Source organism: Arthrobacter sp. UYCu712 (genome assembly GCF_040547005.1).
Classification (GTDB): Bacteria; Actinomycetota; Actinomycetes; order Actinomycetales; family Micrococcaceae; genus Arthrobacter.
Window position 1 is genome coordinate 151,553 of record NZ_JBEPOZ010000009.1, and the last position, 19,929, is coordinate 171,481.

Below are 19,929 nucleotides of genomic sequence, written 5' to 3' on the forward strand. Positions count from 1 at the left end.
GCATCAATGTCATCCAGACTGACGCCGCCATCAACCCCGGGAATTCCGGCGGAGCCCTGCTGGACAGCCAGGGCCGGAGCGGTAGCAGGATCCGTTGTCGGTCAGGACCCGTTTGACGGTGATTCCGCAGGATACGAAGTAGGCGTTGGCACGTTCCCAGAAGCCGGCTGCGGTGTCCTTTTTCTCGTCGGTCAGGATCTCGGTGTATGCGAGTCGGGAATGGTCATCGACGGCGTTATGGAGGAAAGCGTAGCCCGGTCGAGGGTTCGCCGTGGTGCCGGTCTAGTTTCGGTTTCCGGCGGCCCTGCCGATGCTTCGGTGGCCGCCGCCGTCAGGTATCCGCCCCAGCTTCTTGATGTCCACATGGACCAGGTCCCCGGGGCTGAGGTGCTCGTAACGGCGGATCACTCTTCCGGTGGCACGGTCCAGCCACGACAGCCTGGCCAGCCCAAACCTGGACAGGACCCGGTGCACCGTGAACGGGTGGATACCCAGCAGAAATCCGATCCTGGCCGGCCCCCACCGGCGGTTGACTCTGAGCGCGATGATCCGCCGCTCCCGCCGCACGGGCGTCCGTTGTGGGGAGCTGACGGGCCGGCTGGAAAGGTCCTGCATCCCGTCTTCACCGTGGTCCCGGTAGCGGCCAGCACAACGTGCTGCGGTCGTAACCGACACCTGGAACCGTTCAGCCGCCCGGCGAAGGGTCCACCCGTCGTCGACAACGCAACGGGCCAGCCGGAGCCTGCCCTTGGGCGTGAGGAGCGCGTTAGCATGGGACATTGAAGACCTCCTTGTGGATCGGACTCCAGACAAGCCCTACTCCACTCGGAGGTCTTCTTTTTGTCACCTATCCACGCCGAGCGTTCCTAACGTCCATGGTCAATACATCTAGCACTTCTGACTCACCTCTATGGGGCACTGACAGAGAGGTCCCGTGCAGAGACCGGGCCCAATAATCAGTCGATTTCGGCGCCCAGGGCCTGAAGGCCCCTCGCGCCGTCTTCGTCCAGGTACTGCTCGAAATAGGAGGCGATTGCGTTGCGCGCGGAGTCGCCGGCGCCGGCGCTGTTGCCTTCCGCGATGGCGGCAAAGATAGTCCGGTCACGCTCCAAGGATTCCTGCATCGCCCGGCTCTTGTCCGTGGCGCGGTCCATCCGGTCGTCCATGAGCTTGAGGATGGAACCGGAAACCGCCTGACCACAGATCTGCAGCAAGTCATTGTGGCTCGCCGCCCAGATGCTCGCGTGGAAGTCGAGATCGGCGCGGTTGAAGCTATCCGAGCCGTTGGCCACTTCCGCTTCCATGCGGCCGATCGCATCGCCCATCGCAGAGAGCTGCTCGGGTGTGTGCAGGGCGGCCGCGAGTTGACAGGCCGAACTTTCCAACACGATGCGGAACTGGACCAGCTCCGAGAGCGAGAGAGACGCGACGCGGGCCATCGTGGTGAAGGACCGGGCCAGGGTTTCGGGGGAGGGGGCCAGGACCTCGGGCCCGCCACGTCCGCCCGGCTTGGAGGCAATCAATCCTTGGGCCTGCAGGACCCGCAGGGCCTCCCGGATCGTGGGGCGGCTGACGGAGAATTGCACCATGAGCTCGCGTTCACTGGCGAGCCGGTCGCCTGGCCTAATGACCCCGGAGACGATGGCATGCTCGATCTGTTCCACGACCCGCTCGTAAGTCAGGACAGCAACGGCCGGTCTGAAGGTGACGTTGTTCATTGGGGATCCTTCGGCAAGGCCACCTCGGGTGCTGGCCTGAAGCAAGCATACGGCTCACCCGGACCCAAGTTGACTTAGATAACTTGTTAACTGCGATGACTGGTCAGACCAGCAAACTAGGTAGTAATGTCGTTTTAGCTAGATGTTATGTAGGTCACACGATTTTTTCCACCGCGGAATCCCGCTATAGCCGATGGAGAGCCCCTATGCGCAGCTCGAAGCGTTTCAAAACGGCGGCCGCCGCCCTTGTGGCAGCCTCCATGTCCCTTACTGCGTGTTCCGCAGGCTCCAGCGCGGGGTCAACGAACAAAGCAGAGGCCAAGAACTCGCTGACCGTTGCGCTCACGGGCGAGCCGAGCAACTTGGATTTCACCAAGACGGCGGGTGCCGCCATCCCGCAGGCGCTGATGGCGAACGTCTACGAGGGCCTCGTGAAGATCGATCAGGAGGGCAAGATCCAACCCGCGTTGGCCGAGTCCTGGACTCTGAGCGAGGACCGTAAGAGCTACACCTTCGCGCTACGCAAGGATGTAAAGTTCTCGAACGGCGAGTCATTCACGGCTGCGGACGTAAAGTTCAGCCTGGAGCGGGTCAAGTCTGCATGGGTATCCAGCCTCAAAAAGAAGATGGACGTAGTGGACGCTGTCAACGTTGTGAGCGACAGCGAGGTGACCGTGGTCTTGAGCAGGCCGAGCAACGCCTGGCTCTTCGATCTTGGCACTCCGGTAGGCGCCATGTTCGATCCCTCAGGTGTGGGGGACCTGGCCAACACTGCCATCGGCACGGGCCCGTTCACTATCGACTCTTGGAAGCGGGGCGAGGCCATCAAGATGGCCGCCCGGGACGGCTACTGGGGTACCGCCCCAAAGGTTAAGACCGTCACCCTGCGCTACTTCGCAGATGCCACGGCCACCACGAATGCCCTGCGCTCGGGCGACGTGGACGTCGTCTACAACATGCAGGCACCCGAGCTTCTGCCCACCTTCGAACAGGATAAGGGCTTCCAGATCCTGGACGGCACCTCCAACGGCAAGGTGGAGCTGACCATGAACAACAAGGCGGCACCGTTCAACGACGTGAGGGTCCGCCGGGCCGTAATGTACGCGATCGACCGCAAGGCCGTTCTGGACACCGCATGGAGCGGGCACGGTACCCTGCTGGGTGCCCCGGTTCCGCCGACCGACCCGTACTACGAGGATCACAACAACGCCTACCCCTACGATCCGGCCAAGGCCAAGCAGTTGCTTAAAGAAGCTGGCGCGGAAAACCTGAAGATCACCTTCACTGTCCCCACCCGGCCCTACGCGAATGCGGTCTCCCAGATTGTTGTCTCCCAGCTCGCCGAGGTCGGCATCAATGCCACGATCGAGACGGCCGAATTTCCCGCCGTGTGGCTCGACAAGGTCTTCACGAAGCACGAGTACCAGATGTCCGTTGTGCTGGCCGTTGAAAGCCGCGATCTGCTGACCGTCTTTAACAACCCGGACTACTACATCGGTTACGACAATTCGAAGATCAAGGATGTCGCCGCGGCGGCTGACACAGCGGATCAGGCCGGCTATGTGGCCGGCATGAAGCAGGTGGTCCGCACGATCACCGAGGATGCCCCCGCCAACGTGCTCTTTCTGTTCCCGAATCTGGTGGTGGCCAAGGCCGGCGTGACCGGCATTCCAGCCAATTCCGTCACCGAGGCGTTGGACCTGACCGCGACGGGTTGGAAGTAAGACCGCCGGATGTCCGAAACCACACGCTAGAGCACTAGAAAGGGGGCCGGGATGGTCGTACGGCTAATGGTTAACGTGAGCAGGTTCATTGCGACCTTTATTGCGGCCACGGTGGCGGTGTTCCTGCTCATGCGCGCTATCCCAGGCGATCCCGCGCAGATTGCCCTCGGCGTCAATGCCTCACCCGAGCTTCTCGAGGAGACCCGAAGGCAGCTCGGCACTGACCGTCCCCTGCCCGTGCAGTACGTCGACTGGGTCACGGGCCTGCCGCAGGGCAGCTTCGGCGTCTCCTACGTCACGCGGCAGGACATCAGCCCGATGATCGCGGACCGGGTCCAGGTCAGCCTGATCCTGGTGGTGCTGTCCATGATCGTGGCCCTGCTCATCGCGATTCCCTTCGGCACTCTGGCCGCCGTACGGCACCGCCAGCCGAGCGGCGTCCTGATCAGCGGCCTGAGCCAACTCGGTGTTGCCATTCCCGGCTTCCTGGCTGGCATCCTGCTCGTGGTCGTCTTCGCCGTCGGGCTGGGCTGGTTTCCCTCCAACGGTTGGGTCCCTCCCGGGGAGGACTTTGGCGACTTCCTCCGTCGCCTCGTCCTTCCCGTCGCGGCCTTGGCCTCCGTCCAGGGAGCGATCCTGACCCGGTATGTACGCTCCGCGGTGCTGGAGGTCATGAGCGAGGACTATCTGCGCACGGCCCGGGCCAAGGGCCTGGGGAGGTTGGAGGCTTTGGTGCGCCACGGCCTGCGCAACGCCTCGATCCCCGTTTTGACAGTCACGAGCGTGCAGCTTGCCGCGCTGATCGTCGGGGCCGTCGTCGTGGAGCGAGTTTTCGTCATCCCCGGCCTGGGCTCCATGCTGCTGGACGCCGTAGGTAATCGCGACATGCTCACGGTCCAATCGGTCGTCATGGTGCTAGTGGCGATCACGCTCATCATCAATCTGGTGGTCGACCTGCTTTACACGGTCTTGGACCCGCGAATCCGGAAGAAGGCCTAATGTCCCAATCCACCGGCTCTGCATCATTTCCCGGCGAGTCGCTTGGCGTCGTCAGGCGCCTCGGTCACAGGTTTTCGGCCACCTTGACGGTAGGAACCATCATTGTGGTCATCGTCGTCCTTGTTGCGCTGATCTCCCTCTTCTGGACCCCGTATGACCCGGTAAAGGCCTTCCCCACGGACCGGCTGCAGGGTTCCAGCGCTTTGCATCTAATGGGCACCGACAAGTTCGGCCGCGACGTCTTCTCGGGCATTCTCTACGGCGCTCGAATCACACTCATGGTTGGACTCATCTCAGTGGGAATTGCCGTGATGATCGGCACCCCGCTGGGCATCCTCGCCGGCATGCGGGGCGGCGCGACCGAGGAGGTCACGATGCGTGGTGCCGACATTCTGCTGGCCTTCCCCGCGCTGTTGCTTGCAATCATGTTCGGCGCCGTCTTCGGCGCGAGCACGACGACGGCGATGGTCGCGATCGGCATCGGTTCGATCCCGGGCTTCGCCCGGGTGGCCCGCAGCGGCACCCTCCAGGTTATGAGCACCGAGTATGTCCTCGCAGCAAGGGCCTCGAGCCAGAGCGCCTTCCGTATCGCCCGCCGCCATGTGCTGCCAAACATCGCGGGCATGGTGGTGGTGCAATGCTCCGTGACCTTCGCACTCGCCGTCCTGGCCGAGGCCGCGCTGTCCTTCCTAGGTCTCGGCACCCCGCCGCCGGTGCCATCCTGGGGGCGCATGCTGCAGGAATCGCAGCAGTTCCTGGGCACTTTCCCCATGCTTGTCGTCTGGCCGGGCGTCGCGATCGCGGTCGCGGTGCTGGGGTTCAACCTGCTGGGCGACGGCCTGCGAGACCGCTTTGATCCGAAGCTGAATGGAGAACGGTAAGCCGTGAGTACCCCGAAGAACCCAGATACCGGGCCGCTGCTGCAGGTGACCCGACTCAATATTGCCACCAAGGACCGTTCCCTCGTGCGGGACTTCAACCTGACAATGGACCGCGGCGAGCGGGTAGGGCTCATCGGTGAATCCGGCTCCGGCAAGTCCATGACCACCACAGCCCTGATGGGTCTGCTGCCACCGGGAGTCAACGCCACTGGCTCTATCCGGCTGGCCGGGCGGGAGGAGGACCTGGTCACGGCCACAGACCGGCAGATGTGCCGGATCCGCGGCAACGACATGACCATGGTCTTCCAGGAGCCGCTTACGGCCCTGAATCCGCTCATGAAGGTTGGTCCTCAGGTTGCCGAAGTCATGCTCAAGCACAAGACAGTGTCCGGCCGCCGCGAGGCAAGGGACAAGGCCGTACAGCTGCTGGCGAGCGTCAAGCTGCCGGACCCCGCCGAGGCTGCCACGGCCTATCCGCACCAACTCTCCGGCGGTCAGCGCCAGCGCGTCATGCTGGCGATGGCCCTGGCCAACGACCCCGAGCTGCTGCTCTGCGATGAGCCGACGACGGCGCTGGACGTCACGGTCCAGCGCCAGGTGCTGGATCTGATTCTGGAATCCGTGCAGCAGCGCGGCACGGGACTTCTGTTCATCACACATGACCTGTCAGTGGTGGCCAACGTCTGCGACCGGGTCCTGGTCATGAACCATGGCATCGTGGTGGAGGAGGGCTCCACGGACGAGGTCTTTACGCGTCCGCAGCATCCCTACACGCGGGGACTGCTCGCGGCCTCGGACTTGGACGCCTCAGATGAGAATGGCCGGCTGTTCACGGTGGCCTCCGCCGCGGCCTATGCTCCGCCCACTGTCCAGGAAGTCCTGTCTATGGTTCCGCCGAGCGTACTGCGACTCAAGACCTCCGCCGCCGCGGGCCAGCCTGCAGCCGAGGAGTACCACCCCGGCGGGTCGGGAGTAGACGAAAGCACGCCCCCCGCGGGCCGGACAGACGGCTCCGCGTTGGACGAGCCCCCGACCGGTCGAGGACCTGCCGTGTCAGTGGGTGTCGATGCTGCCAAGGAGCCCGTCATCAGCGTGAAGGATTTGGTGCGCAATTACGAACGCGGCCGGACGTCCCTGTTCAAGAAGCCCGGAGAGGTCAGAGCGCTGCGCGGCATCTCCTTTGATGTGCAGGCCGGGCAGCGATTCGGGGTAGTGGGGGAGTCAGGCTCCGGCAAGTCCACCTTGCTGCGAATCCTGGCCGGGCTGGACCAGCCGAGCGCGGGCAGCGTGCGGGTGGCCGGCAACGAAGTGGCAGGGGCGCGCGAGAGCCAACTCATTGAGCTGCGCCGCGAGCTCCAGATCGTCTTCCAGGACCCCATGGGTTCGCTAAACCCCCGGATGCGGGTCGAAGACATCATCGCCGAGCCCCTGCTGGCCCCGGGCCAACGTGTCGACAGCGCACTCCAGCGCAGGCTCGTGCGGGAAATGCTCGCTGCAGTGGATTTGCCGGCCGATTCGGCGGAGCGATTCCCGCATCAGTTCTCCGGCGGTCAGCGCCAGCGCATCTCGATCGCCCGCGCGCTTATCTGCAAACCTCGGGTCCTTGTCGCGGACGAACCGGTCAGCGCCTTGGACGTCTCCGTCCGCGCCCAGGTGCTGAACCTGCTCTCCGATTTGGTGGATCAGTACCAGCTGACCTTGGTCTTCGTCTCGCACGATCTGGGCGTGGTCCGGCACATCTGCGACAACGTGGTGGTCATGCGGTCCGGGGAGATCGTGGAGAGCGGGAGCACGGAGCAGATCTACGAGCGGCCGCAGCACGAGTACACCCGCACACTGGTGGGTGCCACCATGTCCCTACGAGCTGAATTGGCCGCCCGTGAGGCGGCCCTGCAGCACTAAACCAGCCAGCAGTCAGTGCCGGCGACGTCCACAACGAACGCCGGCCGTGACCGAATTGAAGGAACCGACCATGGCCGCCACGCTGTCCACCGAAATCCATCTTCTTAGCGCCCGGGACCTCGGGGCGGCCTACGCCGCAGGAGAGCTCTCTCCCGTGGAGGTCTGTGCCGCTGTGATCAGCCGCATCGAGGAGCGAGAGCCGGTACTCAACGCGCTCTTCGTATTCAACCCCGAGGACGCGCTGATGGATGCGCGGGCAAGCGAGCGTCGCTGGCGCGCGGGAAGCCCCCTGAGCGCCCTGGACGGCGTGCCCACCACGGTCAAAGAAAATGTTGCCCGCGCCGGAGTGCCCATGCCCAGCGGCACTGCCCTGCCCGGCCCGCGAGTGCCAGCCGCCAATGCGCCCATCACGGACCGCATCCTAGAGAGCGGCGGCATCATCATGGGCTCCACTACGATGCCAGACTGGGGCATGCTCTCCTCCGGCGTCTCGAGCCTGCACGGCGTGACGCGCAGCGCCTGGAACCCCGACTGGACAACAGGCGGCTCTAGCGCCGGAGCCGGTGCCGCCGCTGCGGCGGGTTATGGTCCCCTGCACGTCGGAACGGACATCGGCGGGTCCATTCGTCTGCCCGGAACCTGGCAGGGGCTGGCCACGCTCAAGCCCAGCGCCGGCCTAATACCGCTGGACGTGCCGTATCTCGGCCGGGCTGCAGGCCCAATGGCCCGCACGGCAGCGGACGCGGCGCTCTTCATGAGCGTGCTGGCCCGGCCCGATATTCGCGATTACACGGCCCGCCCATACCCTCCGATGAACTGGCTGGACCCCGATGGGGGGATTAGCGGACCGACTATTAGGGGGATGAAGGTGGCGCTCCAGACCGATGCGGGGGCGGGTGCCGACGCCGACGCGGAAGTTCTGGCGGCCGTGCAAGCCGTTGCGGAGGTCTTCGCCCGGGCTGGCGCGGAGGTTACCGATCTGGGCGCGTTCATCAACCAGGACATGCTCGACGGGCTCGACAACTTCTGGCGAACCCGTTCCTGGGCGGACTACAGCGCCCTGCCGCAAGATCATCAGGAGCTGGTGCTGCCCTACATCATCCGCTGGTGCTCCCGGGGAGCCAGCTTCGACGGGGCCGCGACCATAGGCCATTTCAATTGCATCGACCAAATGCAGAAGGCGACCATTGCCGCCACGGCAGGGTTCGACGTCGTTCTCTCACCTGTAGCGCCGATGCCCGCCTTTGCCGCCGAGCAGCCTATGCCTGTCGACGACCCTGACAGCACCATGGCGCACATCGCATTCACTGTGCCGTTCAATATGTCGGGACAGCCCGCAGCCACGGTCAATTGTGGTTTCACCCCCGACGGCCGACCCATCGGGGTGCAGCTGGCCGGCCCGGTGGGCGCGGACGCCCAGATCCTGCGCGCGGCAGCCTGGTACGAATCCGTGCGCCCGGCCTCCGCGGTTCCAAACTGGGCAGCGCTCGACTAGTTTCGCTGCGGATGGCAGCCGGGACCTTCCGGGCAGCCCATGCGCCGCGGGCTCGCGTCCGGCAACGCCGAATGGTTAGTCGGTGCCAGTGGGGTCCGGAGTCGGTGCGCCGAAGGATGCCAGCGCGGCAAGGGCCGCGCGGTCGTCTTCAGCTAGCAGTTGGCCGTAGTACTCGAAGAGGCTCCTGCGGGCGAGGAATTCGGCGCGGTGCGCGTCCCGGTCCCGGATCGCGGCGAAGACGTCCGCGTGGTGGGAGAGCGTGCGCAACATCAGTTCTTCGTCATCACCGCTACCGCGAATCGAACTCTCGATGAGCGATTCGATGGAGTCCCGGACCGCCTCGGCCGAGACCTGGATCATGGCATTGCCGCTGGCCCAAGCAACCACGTCATGGAAGTCGAGGTCGGCGCGGCTGAATTCGTGTCGTCCTAGGGCCATGCATTGGCGCATCCGTGCCATGGCCTTTTCCAGCTTGAGCAGGTCGGCCTCGCTGCGACGCGAGGCCGCCAGTGAATTGGCGGCCGACTCCAGCGTCATGCGGTAGATGAGTAAATCCGCGAGGCTGCTGCTCGAGGAGACCGTAAGCCGGGTCATGAGCTTGCTGAGCGGGGCGGCGGTGGGGGCCAGGATGACTGCTCCGCGCGGGTCCCCGGGCCGGGACGCGATGAGGCCGCCGCTTTCCAGCACGCGCATGGCCTCCCGCACCGAGGAGCGGCCCACCTCGAAGCGGGTGACCAACTCCCGCTCGCCGGGAAGCCGGTCTCCGACCTTTAGCTCGCCGTGGAGGACGGCCTGTTCAACGTGATCGACCACCGCCTCGAAGGCGCGTTTGGCGCGGGGCGCAGCGGGTACAGCATCGGCCACGGTCTGACTCCCTTTGCTGGTGCGCATGGTCTACTGCTGTCATTCTAGAAGATGCTGCCCCGGCGGCGATCCGCGCCCGGCCTGGGGGCGACCAAACGGGGTTCGTCTAGGCATTTGGCGGATCGAAGCGGCCATCCACGGCAGTCCAGCCGCCGTCGACCGTGAGAACAGACCCCGTGACAAAGCTGGAGGCGTCAGAGGCCAGGTAGACGACGGCGCCCGCCAGCTCCTCCGGCCGGGACCAGCGGCCCAACGCGCTCTTGCTGGCGTAGGCGTCGTACCATTCTGTGTTGTTCTTGATCTGGGCGGTCAGCGGAGTCTCTACAACCCCCGGGGAGATGGCGTTGACGCGCACGCCGGACGGACCATATTCGGCCGCAGCGGTGCGCAATAACTGCACCAGGCCCGCCTTGCTGGCCGCGTAGACGCCCTGCCCCGGTTCCACCGTGACCGCACGGATCGAGGCGAATCCGATGATGCTGCCGCCGCCGTTCGCGGCCATGGCGGGCGCAAAGGCCTGGATGAGGCTAAAGGAAGCACGCAGGTTAAGATTCACCACACGGTCAAACTCGTCCAACGTATAGTCCGCGATGCGTTTGCGCACATTAGTGGCCGCGGTGAAGACAAGCGCAGCAATGTCACCGAACTGCAGCGCAGCGGCGCCCACGGCCTCATGGTTCAGCACGTCCAGGGTGATGGAACTGGCGTTATCCCCGATCATCGCGGCTGTGTCGGCTGCTGCCGCGCCGTCGCGGTCCGCACAGACCACGGCCGCGCCATGCGCGCCAAGGGCCACGGCGGACTCGCGTCCGATGCCGCTGCCGCTGCCGATCACCATGACGCGGCGGCCGGAAAAGTGGAAAAGCTGGGTGTAGTCCAAAGCACGACTCTCTTCGCTGGGTTGGGTGGCTCGCATTCGCCTGAGGGAAGTTTGGCGTGTCGCCACAGGTGCTGACTAGGGGCGGATCATGGCCATGCGGGTCACGGTGAATTCCTCGATAGCGAAGCGCGGACCCTCGCGGCCGATCCCGGAGTCCTTGACGCCTCCGTAGGGCATGATGTCGGAGCGGAAGCCGGGAATCTCGTTGACCACCACGCCGCCGACGTCGAGCTTGTTGATGGCCGCGAACGCCGACGCAAGGGACTTAGTGTAGATGGCGGCCTGTAGCCCGTAGCGCGATTCGTTGACCAGCTCTATCGCGGTCTCCACACTCGGCACGCGGCGCAGGCAGACCACGGGGCCGAAAATCTCCTCGCGCCACAGCTCGGCGCCGTCGGGCACCTCTGCTATCACGGTGGGGGCGATGCTACGCCCGATCAGGTTTCCCCCAGTCAGCAGACGGGCCCCGTCCTTCAGGGCCGCCTCGATCCAGCCGGTGATCCGGCGGGAGGAACTCTCGTTGATGACCGGGGCCACCCGAGTGCTCTCCTCGCGGGGGTCGCCGACACGCACCTCGCCCATCCGTGCCAGCAGGGCGAGCTCGAACTCCTCGGCGATGGATTCGATTAGGACCACGCGCTGAACCGAGATGCAAGCCTGGCCGTTGGCGTAGAAGCCGCCACGGATCACTGCGTCGACGGCGTCGGCAATCATTGCGTCGTCCGCGACGATGAGAGCGGCGTTGGAACCGAGTTCCAAGACGGACTTGCGCGGTGCGGCGGCCCGAGCTATCTGGTGGCCCACGGTGGCGGAGCCGGTAAATGAGACGACGGCCGTGCGAGGATCGGCCACGAGGCTGGCGCCTACCTCGACGCCGCCGGTGACCAGCTGCACGGCGGCGGCGGACACCCCGTGCGCGATCAGGACCTGACGGATCAAGTGCACTGCCCAGAGCGAGGCCAGCGGCGTGTTCGGTGCGGGTTTGACGATGATGGGGCAGCCTGCGGCGAGTGCGGGGGCCAGCTTGTGGCTCGCGAGCAGCAGTGGATAGTTGAAACCCGTAATGCCGACGACGACGCCGGCCGGTCGGCGGGTCCAATAACCAATCATGCCTTCGCCGAGCGGCTGCAGATCCAGCGGGACGGTCTCCCCGTGCGTGTGCGCCACCTCCTCGGCGCTGGCGGCCCACGTGGTCAAAGACCTGGCCAGCTCTGTGTTGCAGTCGATGCGCGGCTTGCCGGTTTCCAGAATCAGCAGCTCGATGAGTTCGGGGCCGTGCGCGGCCAGAGCACCGTGGATCGCCATCAAGAGGGATCGCCTGGCGCCGGTGCTCAGGGCCGCTACTTCGCTGCGCACAGCGGCCGCGGCCTCCACAGCACGGCGGGCGTGATCGACGCTGCCCACAGGGGAATCCGCCACGAGGGAGCCATCATACGGGAAGACGACCTTCTGATGGTCCGGACAATCGACCCAGCCCTCGCCGATGGGGAGTCCGTCCGGGTAGGGAATCGTGAAGGTGGACATAGTGCCCGCTCCTTAGTGGTCTGACCAGTAACAGTCTCAGGTTAGACGTGGGCAGAGCTCGCGGTCAACGCTCGGGCCATAATCCGCATGCTGGTGCCTCAATTTTTGGAGTTGTATTGACAATTACCTATGTAAACCGGCAGGGTCGCAGTGAAGAACCGGAATGGGATCCCGCGGGCACTTCGCTGGCGTCGACAGATTCGCTGTCCTGACCGCCGGACATCTCCTTGGCCCGCCGCATGCATTCCCTGACTACGAACCGAAAGAGGCGGTGTAGATGGTCCAGAGGGCGGCTTGGCGCAGCGCGGTGTCGCTTGTGGAAGAGACGGCCGCCTTGTTGCGGGAACGCATCTTCGATGGCCGCTATACGCCGGGGGAGCGGCTGCCCCAGGCCGAGCTCTCCGCCGAGCTGAGCGTTAGCCGGACACCCCTGCGGGAGGCTCTGCGGTTGCTGGAGGAACAGGGCCTGGTCCGCACGGATGACCGCGGCGGGGCACGGGTGTCCACGATGGGCCCTGAGGAGGTGCTCGCCGCACTGGAATTTCGCGAGGCCGTGGAGGGCATGGCCGCCCGGCTCGCCTGCGACCGAATTGCCGCTGCCAGGGGAGTCTCATCGACCGAGCCGCCCGCTCTGGCGGAACTTCGCGAGCTTGCGGGGGCGGAGGCCCGGGAACTGCTGCCGGGCCGGGAGCAGCGCTTCGCACTGCTCAGCGGCAGATTCCATGAGCGCCTGTTGCGGGCATCGGGCAACGGTTTCGTGCAGCGGCAGAGCGCCGTCGTCCGGCTGACCGAGCAACTCTTCAGACCGCACGCCCTCTGCACGCCCGAGGCCGCGGCTGCCGCGCAGGCCGGACATGCCGCTCTCGTGGTCGCGCTGGAAACCGGAAACGCTGACGACGCCGAACGGCTGGCCCGCGCACGGCTGCGCGCTGCCGCCGCCCTGATCCGCCGCGAAATGACTTCATCCGCATCATCAGAGCAAGGAGCCCCATGAGCACCCACAAGATTGCCGTCATCCGCGGAGACGGGATCGGCCCGGAAGTCATCGAGGCATCGCTGGCGGTCCTCGACGCTGCCGAATCCGCCTTCGGATTCAGCACTGAGCGGATGGAAGTGACTGCCGGCGCCCAGCACTATTTGCGCACTTCAGAGCTGTGGACGCCGAATCTGCAGGCGCGGCTGCGTAGTCAGGACGCGATCCTCTTCGGCGCCATGGGAGACCCGGCCGTGGCCCCGGGAATTCTCGAGCGCGGCTTCATCCTGGAGATGCGCCGGACTTTCCAGCAGGCTGTGAACCTGAGACCAGTGAAGCTCTATCCCGGGGTCAAGACGCCCATCACCGGGCTGACGCCCGAGCGATGCGACATGATTATTGTGCGGGAAAACACCGAGGGCGCCTACGTGGGTCGGGGCTCCACGGTGCATGCCGGCACACCTTACGCCGTGGCCGTGCAGGAATCGGTCAACACCCGGGTCGGAGTGGAGCGCGTGGTGGACTTTTCCTTCCGGCTGGCCCAGAAACGGCGCGGCAAACTGACGCTCTGCCACAAGACCAACATCCTGGTCGAAGCCGGAAGACTGTGGCAGGACACGGTCAACGACCTCAGCAAGACGTACCCCGACGTCGAGTTGGACTACGTGCACGTGGATGCGATGTGCTTCCACCTTCCGCTCTCGCCCGAGCGCTTTGACGTGGTGGTCACCGACAATCTGTTTGGTGACATCATCACGGACCTGGGCGCCGTCATCCAAGGCGGCCTGGGCATCGCCTCGAGCGCCAACCTTAATCTGGATGGTTCGGCGCCCAGCATGTTCGAGGCCATTCACGGCTCCGCCCCGGATATAGCGGGCAGGGGTTGGGCCAATCCCATCGGCTCTATCCTTTCCACCGCCCTGATGCTGGCACATCTGGGCGAGGAGGCAGCGGCCCTCGCCGTAGAGGCCTCCGCCGTGCACGTACTGGCCCAGCTACCCGCGCCCTCGGGCGCAGGTATGGGGCGATCGACTATGGAACTGGGTCTGGAGATCGCGGCGCTGGTGGGCGCCGGGGAATCCGTGCCAGCAGTGCCAGGGAGGTCACTCATGGGGGAACTGGCGGGGATGCGGGGCTGAGGGCAGGGCGTCGACTCTGCCAAGCGTTGCAAAGCGACGAATTCGCATCAAGCGATGATTGTTGACCAACAGACTAATCCCTGTCTAACACTCCGGGGGGGACTTCAACGTCCCTGGAGGCGGTCGCGTGGAGGAGAGGTTCCGGATGCGATCCTGCATCAGATGCAATGTTCATTGTTCTACTGGCACCCCTGCGTATCAGGTTTGTGCGTATTCGCTTCGGAAATGGCACACATTAGGGATGTTCCAGCGATTTTTAGCGGCCGACCGCGCCGTGCTCGAGTGCTCGAAGCGCTCTAGGAAGTGCGTAAACACTGTTAACGAAGCCGAGCTGGATATCGAGGTCCGGCCGAACCGCCCCTCCCTCAAGTCCCCGCACTTTCGTCCCATTGCGGCGTATCCAGCCGATCGTCCGGTTGACCCAGCGTTCATATTCCTCCGATATCGCGGCCATTGCATCGGCCTGCGACCCGAGCTTGCTCACACCTAAGACTTCAATGGAGATTTCGGCGGGCTCCCAGAAGAGCACCGGGGAGGTATTCGGGTCCACTAGAGCTTCGTCGAGGGAAGGGCGCAACCGGTCCCAATTGAGGCGGTTGAAGAGGCCAGCCCTCGTCGGCCCATCCATTGCGCCGTCACCCAGGCGAAGAGAGACCGGTGGGCCGAGGTCCCGATTGATCACCATCACCTGCGGGGAGGCGAGGGCTTTCCCGCGGCTGAGGATCTCCAGGGGAGTTCGAACAACCGGCCACGGACGCAAAGTGGCTTTGTCAGGTTCCCCCAGGTAGTCGAGCAGCCCCGCGTGGTCCTCTGGGGCCGCGAAATAGAAAGCGGCAGCTACCATGCTTGGAAGTGTCGCATAGCCTCACCAAATCGCGCCTGATTCGGCCTGGCGGCTGTGGCGGAGTGAGTTGGCGACCAGCGGCGGCGGGGTGACGCAGAAGTGTTCGTCCATGGCGGTGGTTCCTGCGCTGAGCAGTTCAAGTGCGACGCTGCCGAGTTGAAGCATGATGTTGTTCGGGTGGAGGTGCTGGCCTGCCTTGCTTACGGGCAGAACCATTGGTTGGCCTCCACTGGTATGCGTGCAAGAATCTCAGCGAGGCCGCTCATCGTCGGTCAAACAGTCGACTCAGGGGGCATTCATTATGGGCGCATGGGATGGATCGGTTTTTGGAAACGACGACGCAGCGGACTTCTCCTACGAATTCGATGGCGCCAACACCGTAGCGACAATTGCGCCGGTCATCGAAAACGCACTGGACGCAGTCCTTGAGTCCACGCCAGACCTGGAGGCACCAGACGGTTCGATAGGGCTGGCAGCCGCTGCACTCTTTGTCGCGTGGAATGAACCGGAGATGCTTGGCAGCGATGCCGCCTATGCCCCGGAGCCATGGCCGCGGACGTCCGATCCCCTGCCTGCGTATTTGAAGACGAAAGCCGCGGCCGTGCTTGACCGTATGAAAGAGGCAGCAGGAAATGAACTGGCCCAACTTTGGGGGGAATCGGGACAAACCTCCGAGTTCACTGCTGAAATCGACCGCTGGCGCTCACGCCTGCCCTGAGGACGGTAACCGGCCCGTTCACGGTTTCCCTAGGATGACTAACCATTCAGGCTTCAGTCCGCCGATCGACGTAGCGAGACCATCCTTCGCCTGCGGCGTCGGCATGGAGGAATGCGACTTGGTAGCTGTAGCCGAGTGCGTCGGCGACCAGTGGTGGCGGGGTGACGGAGAGGTGCTCGTCCAGTGCCGTGTTCCGTGATCCGAGCAGTTCAATTCCGAGGCCACGGAGCCTGAGCATGATCGTGTTCGGGTGGAGGTGCTGGCCTGCCCGGCTTCCGGGGAAGAGCCAAGGGCTTTCTGCACCTGATGCTGTTCGGAGGTTGGATCGTGGCCTGCCGCAGCAGTGCACGCATCACCACCATCAGCAGGACCAGCGCGGCTCCGGCCATCAGCATCACCATCACCAACATCGGCAGACCGGGATCAATACCCCAGCTCAGCGCGAAGTAGGTGAACACGGCCATCAGCATCACCCAGGCGGCGACGATCGCCCATACGATCGCGTCCACCCACACCAGGGATTTCTCGCTTCAGATGCGGTCGTCCTTGACCATGGTGAGCAGCAGCCAGGTGGACACAATCACCACCTGGACGCACAGCAACTCCAGTACCGAGAACGTCAGCAGCGGCCATCTCAAGTACGCCGCGCGGCGGGGCTGGCGGGGCTATTCTTTTAGCCTCGCCCGCTGGACGTCTGCGGCGCTCTCCGCGTGGCCACGGGTTCCTAGCCCGGCCACCACGCCGTCGATGTCGGCGTCGGGCCGGTTCTGGCTGAGTTTTGTCTTCGCTTCGATCCTGGTGATGAGCAGTTCTACGCCGACGATGGCGCGCAGCTGGCCGGCGATGAAGCGCTCGGGCGCATCGTCCACGGCCCAAGGCCGTTCTGATCCGGACTCGTGAAGATCGGTCAGCCGCCGGACGAGACTGCCGAGCCAGGCCGGATCGTCGTGGACGATGAGGTTCCCGTAAACATGGGCCGTGGAGTAGTTCCAGGTCGGGACGACGCGCCCGTGTTCGGCCTTGGACGCATACCAGGAGGGCGAAATGTAGGCGTCCGCGCCCTGGACGATGACGAGGGACTCCCCGATGGCGGGTTCGGGCCACTGGGTGTTGTTCCGGGCGACGTGCCCAAGCAGGGCGCCGTGCTCGCCCACCGAGGGGTCGAAGATGAAGGGTAGCAGGGTGGCGAGCAGGCCCTGCGAGGTCATGGTGACCAGGTTGGATGCGGCCGGCCGGGCCAGGAGGGTGTGGATTGCGTCGGGCTCGGCTGCAAAGTGCGCTGGGATGTACATGGGTTGCTCCTTTGTGGGATGCAGGATCGTCGAGGCTTGGGTACCGTCAGGGATTCCGTGCCGCGGACGGCGGGTTTTGTCGCACGCGGACAGCGGCGCCGGCGCAGAGGATGACGGCGAGGCCGCCGATGGTGGTGGTCCAGGTCAGGGATTCGCCCAGCAGGAGTCCGGCCCAGCAGATGGTCAGTACGGGCTGGACGAGTTGGATCTGGCTCACTTGGGCCATCGGGCCGATGGCGAGGCCGCGGTACCAGGCGAAGAAGCCGAGGAACATGCTGGCGATGCCAAGGTAGGCAAGGGCGGCCCACTGGACCGGCGTGCCCGACGGCGGATGCTGGGCCGCGGAGAGCGCCGCCAGGAACACCATGAGGGGGGCTGCGAGGACAAGGGCCCAGGACACCGTCTGCCACGCGCCGAGTTCGCGTGCGAGCAGGCCGCCTTCCGCGTAGCCGATGGCGGCGGCCACGACAGCGCCGAGGAGCAGCAGATCCGCCCAGTGCAGCTGCCCGAGGCCTCCGGACTGCGCAAAGGCGAAGGCTATCGCCGCCAGCGCACCAATGGCTGTCGCAACCCAGAAGGCTGCCCGTGGACGTTCGCGGGCGCGGAGGACTGCTGCCGTTGCCGTCGCGGCCGGAAGCAGCGCGATGACCACGGCGCTGTGGGTGGCGGGCGTCGTCGTGAGGGCAAAGGAGGTGAGCAGCGGGAAGCCCACCACAATCCCGCCGGCGACCACCGCGAGCCGCGTCCACTGTGCGCCGCGGGGAAAACGCTGCCGGGTGAGTGAAAGGGCGACGGCGGCCAGGACTGCGGCGATCACGGCACGGGCGGATCCGACGAACAGCGGCGAGAGTCCCTCGACGGCCACCTTGGTGAAGGGCACGGTGAACGAGAACGCCGCTACTCCGAGGAGGCCCCACCACAGGCCGTTGGGCTGCCTGGGCGGTATCACTGGCCGAACGAGCGTAGTAGCGCTACTATTGTCTCTCATGGACAACGATAGCAGTTCCCGGATTGCGGTGCGGCTACGGACCTGGATCGCCGGGGCCGCGCCGGGCGCCCGCCTGCCGTCCACAAGGTCACTGGTTGCCGAGTACCAGGCCAGCCCCGTGACGGTGCAGAAGGCCCTTCAGGCCCTCACCGCGCAGGGCCTGATCGAGAGCCGGCCCGGCGTCGGGACTTTCGTGCGGGCCGTCCGCACGGCGCGTCCGTCGGACTACGGCTGGCAGACGGCGGCGCTGGGTTCACCCCAGGCGCCCGCCCGCTCGGCCTCCACCACGATGCGCAGCTCAGCGAACGATGTCATTGCGTTCCACTCCGGCTACCCGGACGGGGAGCTCCTGCCAGAGCGCCTCGTGCGTGCGGCACTCACCAGGGCGGTCCGGAGCGATGCGGCCTTGTCGCGTCCGCCAGCGCCGGGGCTTCCCGAACTGCAGTCCTGGTTTGCGCGCGAACTCGGCGCCTCGACCCCGGCAGGGGTCACTCCGCCGCAACCCAGCGACGTCGTCGTCCTGCCCGGCAGCCAGAGCGGACTCAGCTCCATATTCAGGGCGCTGGTCGGCCATGGGCAGCCCCTGCTCGTGGAATCCCCGACCTACTGGGGGGCGCTCCTGGCCGCCGCGCAAGCGGGCGTCCGCGTCATCCCGGTGCCCAGCGGGCCCGACGGCCCCGACCCGGAGGAGCTGGCCCGGGCCTTCGAGGAGACCGGCGCACGCCTGTTCTACGCACAACCCAACTATGCGAACCCCACCGGGGCACAATGGGCCGCACAACGGGGCGAACTGGTCCTGGAGGTGGTCCGCCAGTACGGCGCGTTCCTCGTCGAGGACGACTGGGCCCACGACTTCAGCATCACCACCACCCCCGTGCCCATCGCAGCGCGCGACGACTCCGGCCACGTCGTCTACCTGCGCTCACTGACGAAGAGCGTGTCCCCGGCCATCCGTGTCGCCGCCGTCATCGCCCGGGGACCGGCCCGTGAACGCATCCTGGCCGACCGTGCAGCCGAGTCAATGTACGTCAGCGGCCTCCTCCAGGCCGCTGCCCTGGATGTCGTCACCCAGCCTGCCTGGCAGACGCATCTGCGCAGCCTGCGCCACCAGCTTCAGGCGCGCCGCGACCTCCTGGTGAGCAGTCTGCGGGAGCACGCCCCGCAAGCCCACCTCAGCCACGTCCCCAAGGGCGGGCTAAACCTCTGGGCACGCCTGCCCGACGGGACCGACCTCGAACGGCTGGCCCGCGACTGCGAGAGTGCCGGCGTCATCATCGCGGCCGGCACCGAATGGTTCCCGGCCGAACCGGCGGGCCCGTTCATCCGGTTGAACTACGCCGGCCCCAACCCCGGCGCCTTCCCGGAAGGCGCGCGCATCATCGGCCAGGCCATCGAACGCAACAGCCGCTAGCCAGGACCGGGGGCACTCTTCGGGCCGCACCGGGAATTTGCGGTCGGGCGTCGCCGCAGCTCAGGCCTAGAATATACGCGATGATGCCTGCAGGAACTGCCGCCGCTATGGGGAAGAACTCCCTGAGCCTTCGCGCGGGCATTATTGAGTCGGTCTGGCGTCCCGGCTCATTTGTGGACGTCGACGACGCCAAGAACGCCATGCTGGCCGTGGAACGGCTCAGCCGGGGTATCCCGATGCCCATGCTCTCCGAAATGACCGACGTGGAGATCAGCGCGGCGGCCAGGTACGAGTTCGCGCAAACCACCGGCGTCCTGGCCATCGCGGTCCTGGGATCCAGCGCAGTGGACCGGGTCATCGCCGCTGCCATGAGCCGGCACACCCGCTACCCGCACCAGTTCTTTACCTCCAGGAGCGCCGCCATCACCTGGCTGACGGACGTCGTCAAGGGCAGCGCATAAGCCGCACGTAGGGCGCTGGTACTAGGGTGTGTTGCTAAACCCTTTGAAGGTTGATTTCCGTCAGGCTTGATTCATGGCAGCAAGGCAGGAAATTTCTGACAAGGCATGGGCTGTGA

The 19,929-nt window shown here is 65.4% G+C and carries 19 protein-coding genes and 2 pseudogenes; 10 read left to right on the plus strand and 11 right to left on the minus strand.

All coding sequences use genetic code 11. The features are described from left to right. Nucleotides 1-75 precede the first annotated feature (75 nt). Both ABIB51_RS11385 and ABIB51_RS11390 read right to left on the minus strand, forming a co-directional pair. Nucleotides 76-780: pseudogene (locus ABIB51_RS11385) on the minus strand (leucine zipper domain-containing protein); the annotation flags it as partial. 176 nt (nt 781-956) lie between these two features. Further along, the gene (locus ABIB51_RS11390; protein ID WP_354188039.1) at nt 957-1,718 is read right to left on the minus strand and encodes a FadR/GntR family transcriptional regulator; all 762 of its coding nucleotides are present in this window, start codon (nt 1,716-1,718) and stop codon (nt 957-959) included. Nucleotides 1,719-1,924: 206 nt separating this feature from the next. Here ABIB51_RS11390 and ABIB51_RS11395 point away from each other — a divergent pair, with 206 nt between their 5' ends. The 5 genes from ABIB51_RS11395 to ABIB51_RS11415 all read left to right on the plus strand — a co-directional run bounded on the left by ABIB51_RS11395 (nt 1,925) and on the right by ABIB51_RS11415 (nt 8,719). Then, nucleotides 1,925-3,442: an ABC transporter substrate-binding protein gene (locus ABIB51_RS11395; protein WP_354188040.1), complete on the plus strand. Its 1,518-nt coding sequence runs from the start codon at nt 1,925-1,927 to the stop codon at nt 3,440-3,442. 51 nt (nt 3,443-3,493) lie between these two features. Further along, nucleotides 3,494-4,441: an ABC transporter permease gene (locus ABIB51_RS11400; protein WP_354188041.1), complete on the plus strand. Its 948-nt coding sequence runs from the start codon at nt 3,494-3,496 to the stop codon at nt 4,439-4,441. Beyond that, complete coding sequence (locus ABIB51_RS11405) at nt 4,441-5,322, plus strand: ABC transporter permease (protein ID WP_354188042.1); 882 nt, start codon at nt 4,441-4,443, stop codon at nt 5,320-5,322. The genes ABIB51_RS11400 and ABIB51_RS11405 overlap by 1 nt, the downstream gene beginning before the upstream one ends. Before the next feature lie 3 nt (nt 5,323-5,325). Next, complete coding sequence (locus tag ABIB51_RS11410; RefSeq protein WP_354188043.1) at nt 5,326-7,224, plus strand: dipeptide ABC transporter ATP-binding protein; 1,899 nt, start codon at nt 5,326-5,328, stop codon at nt 7,222-7,224. A 70-nt stretch (nt 7,225-7,294) separates the two neighbouring features. Further along, nucleotides 7,295-8,719, plus strand: a complete 1,425-nt coding sequence (locus tag ABIB51_RS11415) for an amidase (RefSeq protein WP_354188066.1) — start codon at nt 7,295-7,297, stop codon at nt 8,717-8,719. 75 nt (nt 8,720-8,794) lie between these two features. On the opposite strand, the gene ABIB51_RS11420 is transcribed toward ABIB51_RS11415, so the two are convergent. From ABIB51_RS11420 to ABIB51_RS11430, 3 genes are all read right to left on the minus strand, one after another. Then, nucleotides 8,795-9,610: a FadR/GntR family transcriptional regulator gene (locus ABIB51_RS11420; protein WP_354188044.1), complete on the minus strand. Its 816-nt coding sequence runs from the start codon at nt 9,608-9,610 to the stop codon at nt 8,795-8,797. Nucleotides 9,611-9,689: 79 nt separating this feature from the next. Then, nucleotides 9,690-10,499: an SDR family NAD(P)-dependent oxidoreductase gene (locus tag ABIB51_RS11425; RefSeq protein WP_354188045.1), complete on the minus strand. Its 810-nt coding sequence runs from the start codon at nt 10,497-10,499 to the stop codon at nt 9,690-9,692. A 39-nt stretch (nt 10,500-10,538) separates the two neighbouring features. After that, complete coding sequence (locus tag ABIB51_RS11430) at nt 10,539-11,987, minus strand: aldehyde dehydrogenase family protein (protein WP_354188046.1); 1,449 nt, start codon at nt 11,985-11,987, stop codon at nt 10,539-10,541. Between the two features lie 307 nt (nt 11,988-12,294). Here ABIB51_RS11430 and ABIB51_RS11435 point away from each other — a divergent pair, with 307 nt between their 5' ends. Further along, entirely contained in the window at nt 12,295-12,981 is a 687-nt protein-coding gene (locus tag ABIB51_RS11435; protein ID WP_354188047.1) for a GntR family transcriptional regulator, read from the plus strand. Next, nucleotides 12,978-14,099, plus strand: coding sequence for a 3-isopropylmalate dehydrogenase (locus ABIB51_RS11440; RefSeq protein WP_354188048.1), 1,122 nt, complete (start codon nt 12,978-12,980; stop codon nt 14,097-14,099). Before ABIB51_RS11435 ends, ABIB51_RS11440 begins: the two co-directional genes overlap by 4 nt. Nucleotides 14,100-14,355: 256 nt before the next feature. Here the strand turns inward: ABIB51_RS11440 and ABIB51_RS11445 are convergent, their stop codons facing one another. Beyond that, nucleotides 14,356-14,943 carry a hypothetical protein gene (locus ABIB51_RS11445; RefSeq protein ID WP_354188049.1) on the minus strand — a complete coding sequence of 196 codons (588 nt, stop codon included), beginning with the start codon at nt 14,941-14,943 and terminating at the stop codon, nt 14,356-14,358. A gap of 21 nt (nt 14,944-14,964) precedes the next feature. Then, nucleotides 14,965-15,159, minus strand: a complete 195-nt coding sequence (locus ABIB51_RS11450; RefSeq protein WP_354188050.1) for a hypothetical protein — start codon at nt 15,157-15,159, stop codon at nt 14,965-14,967. An 85-nt stretch (nt 15,160-15,244) separates the two neighbouring features. On the opposite strand from ABIB51_RS11450, the gene ABIB51_RS11455 reads away from it, so the two are divergent. Continuing rightward, nucleotides 15,245-15,661 carry a DUF4259 domain-containing protein gene (locus ABIB51_RS11455; protein WP_354188051.1) on the plus strand — a complete coding sequence of 139 codons (417 nt, stop codon included), beginning with the start codon at nt 15,245-15,247 and terminating at the stop codon, nt 15,659-15,661. Between the two features lie 46 nt (nt 15,662-15,707). Here the strand turns inward: ABIB51_RS11455 and ABIB51_RS11460 are convergent, their stop codons facing one another. From ABIB51_RS11460 to ABIB51_RS11475, 4 genes and pseudogenes are all read right to left on the minus strand, one after another. Beyond that, nucleotides 15,708-15,899, minus strand: a complete 192-nt coding sequence (locus ABIB51_RS11460) for a hypothetical protein (protein WP_354188052.1) — start codon at nt 15,897-15,899, stop codon at nt 15,708-15,710. Further along, a pseudogene (locus ABIB51_RS11465) lies at nt 15,871-16,299 on the minus strand (DUF2975 domain-containing protein). Before ABIB51_RS11465 ends, ABIB51_RS11460 begins: the two are co-directional and overlap by 29 nt. A 27-nt stretch (nt 16,300-16,326) precedes the next feature. Continuing rightward, the gene (locus ABIB51_RS11470) at nt 16,327-16,953 is read right to left on the minus strand and encodes an FMN-binding negative transcriptional regulator (RefSeq protein WP_354188053.1); all 627 of its coding nucleotides are present in this window, start codon (nt 16,951-16,953) and stop codon (nt 16,327-16,329) included. Nucleotides 16,954-16,999: 46 nt separating this feature from the next. Further along, on the minus strand, nt 17,000-17,941 hold the full coding sequence (locus tag ABIB51_RS11475) for a DMT family transporter (RefSeq protein WP_354188054.1): 942 nt from the start codon (nt 17,939-17,941) through the stop codon (nt 17,000-17,002). On the opposite strand from ABIB51_RS11475, the gene ABIB51_RS11480 reads away from it, so the two are divergent. Together ABIB51_RS11480 and ABIB51_RS11485 are read left to right on the plus strand one after the other, a co-directional pair. Further along, the gene (locus ABIB51_RS11480) at nt 17,940-19,352 is read left to right on the plus strand and encodes an aminotransferase-like domain-containing protein (protein ID WP_354188055.1); all 1,413 of its coding nucleotides are present in this window, start codon (nt 17,940-17,942) and stop codon (nt 19,350-19,352) included. The two genes, ABIB51_RS11475 and ABIB51_RS11480, sit on opposite strands and share 2 nt — an antisense overlap. An 80-nt stretch (nt 19,353-19,432) precedes the next feature. Further along, complete coding sequence (locus ABIB51_RS11485; RefSeq protein WP_354188056.1) at nt 19,433-19,813, plus strand: DUF7793 family protein; 381 nt, start codon at nt 19,433-19,435, stop codon at nt 19,811-19,813. The last annotated feature ends 116 nt before the right edge of the window (nt 19,814-19,929 follow it).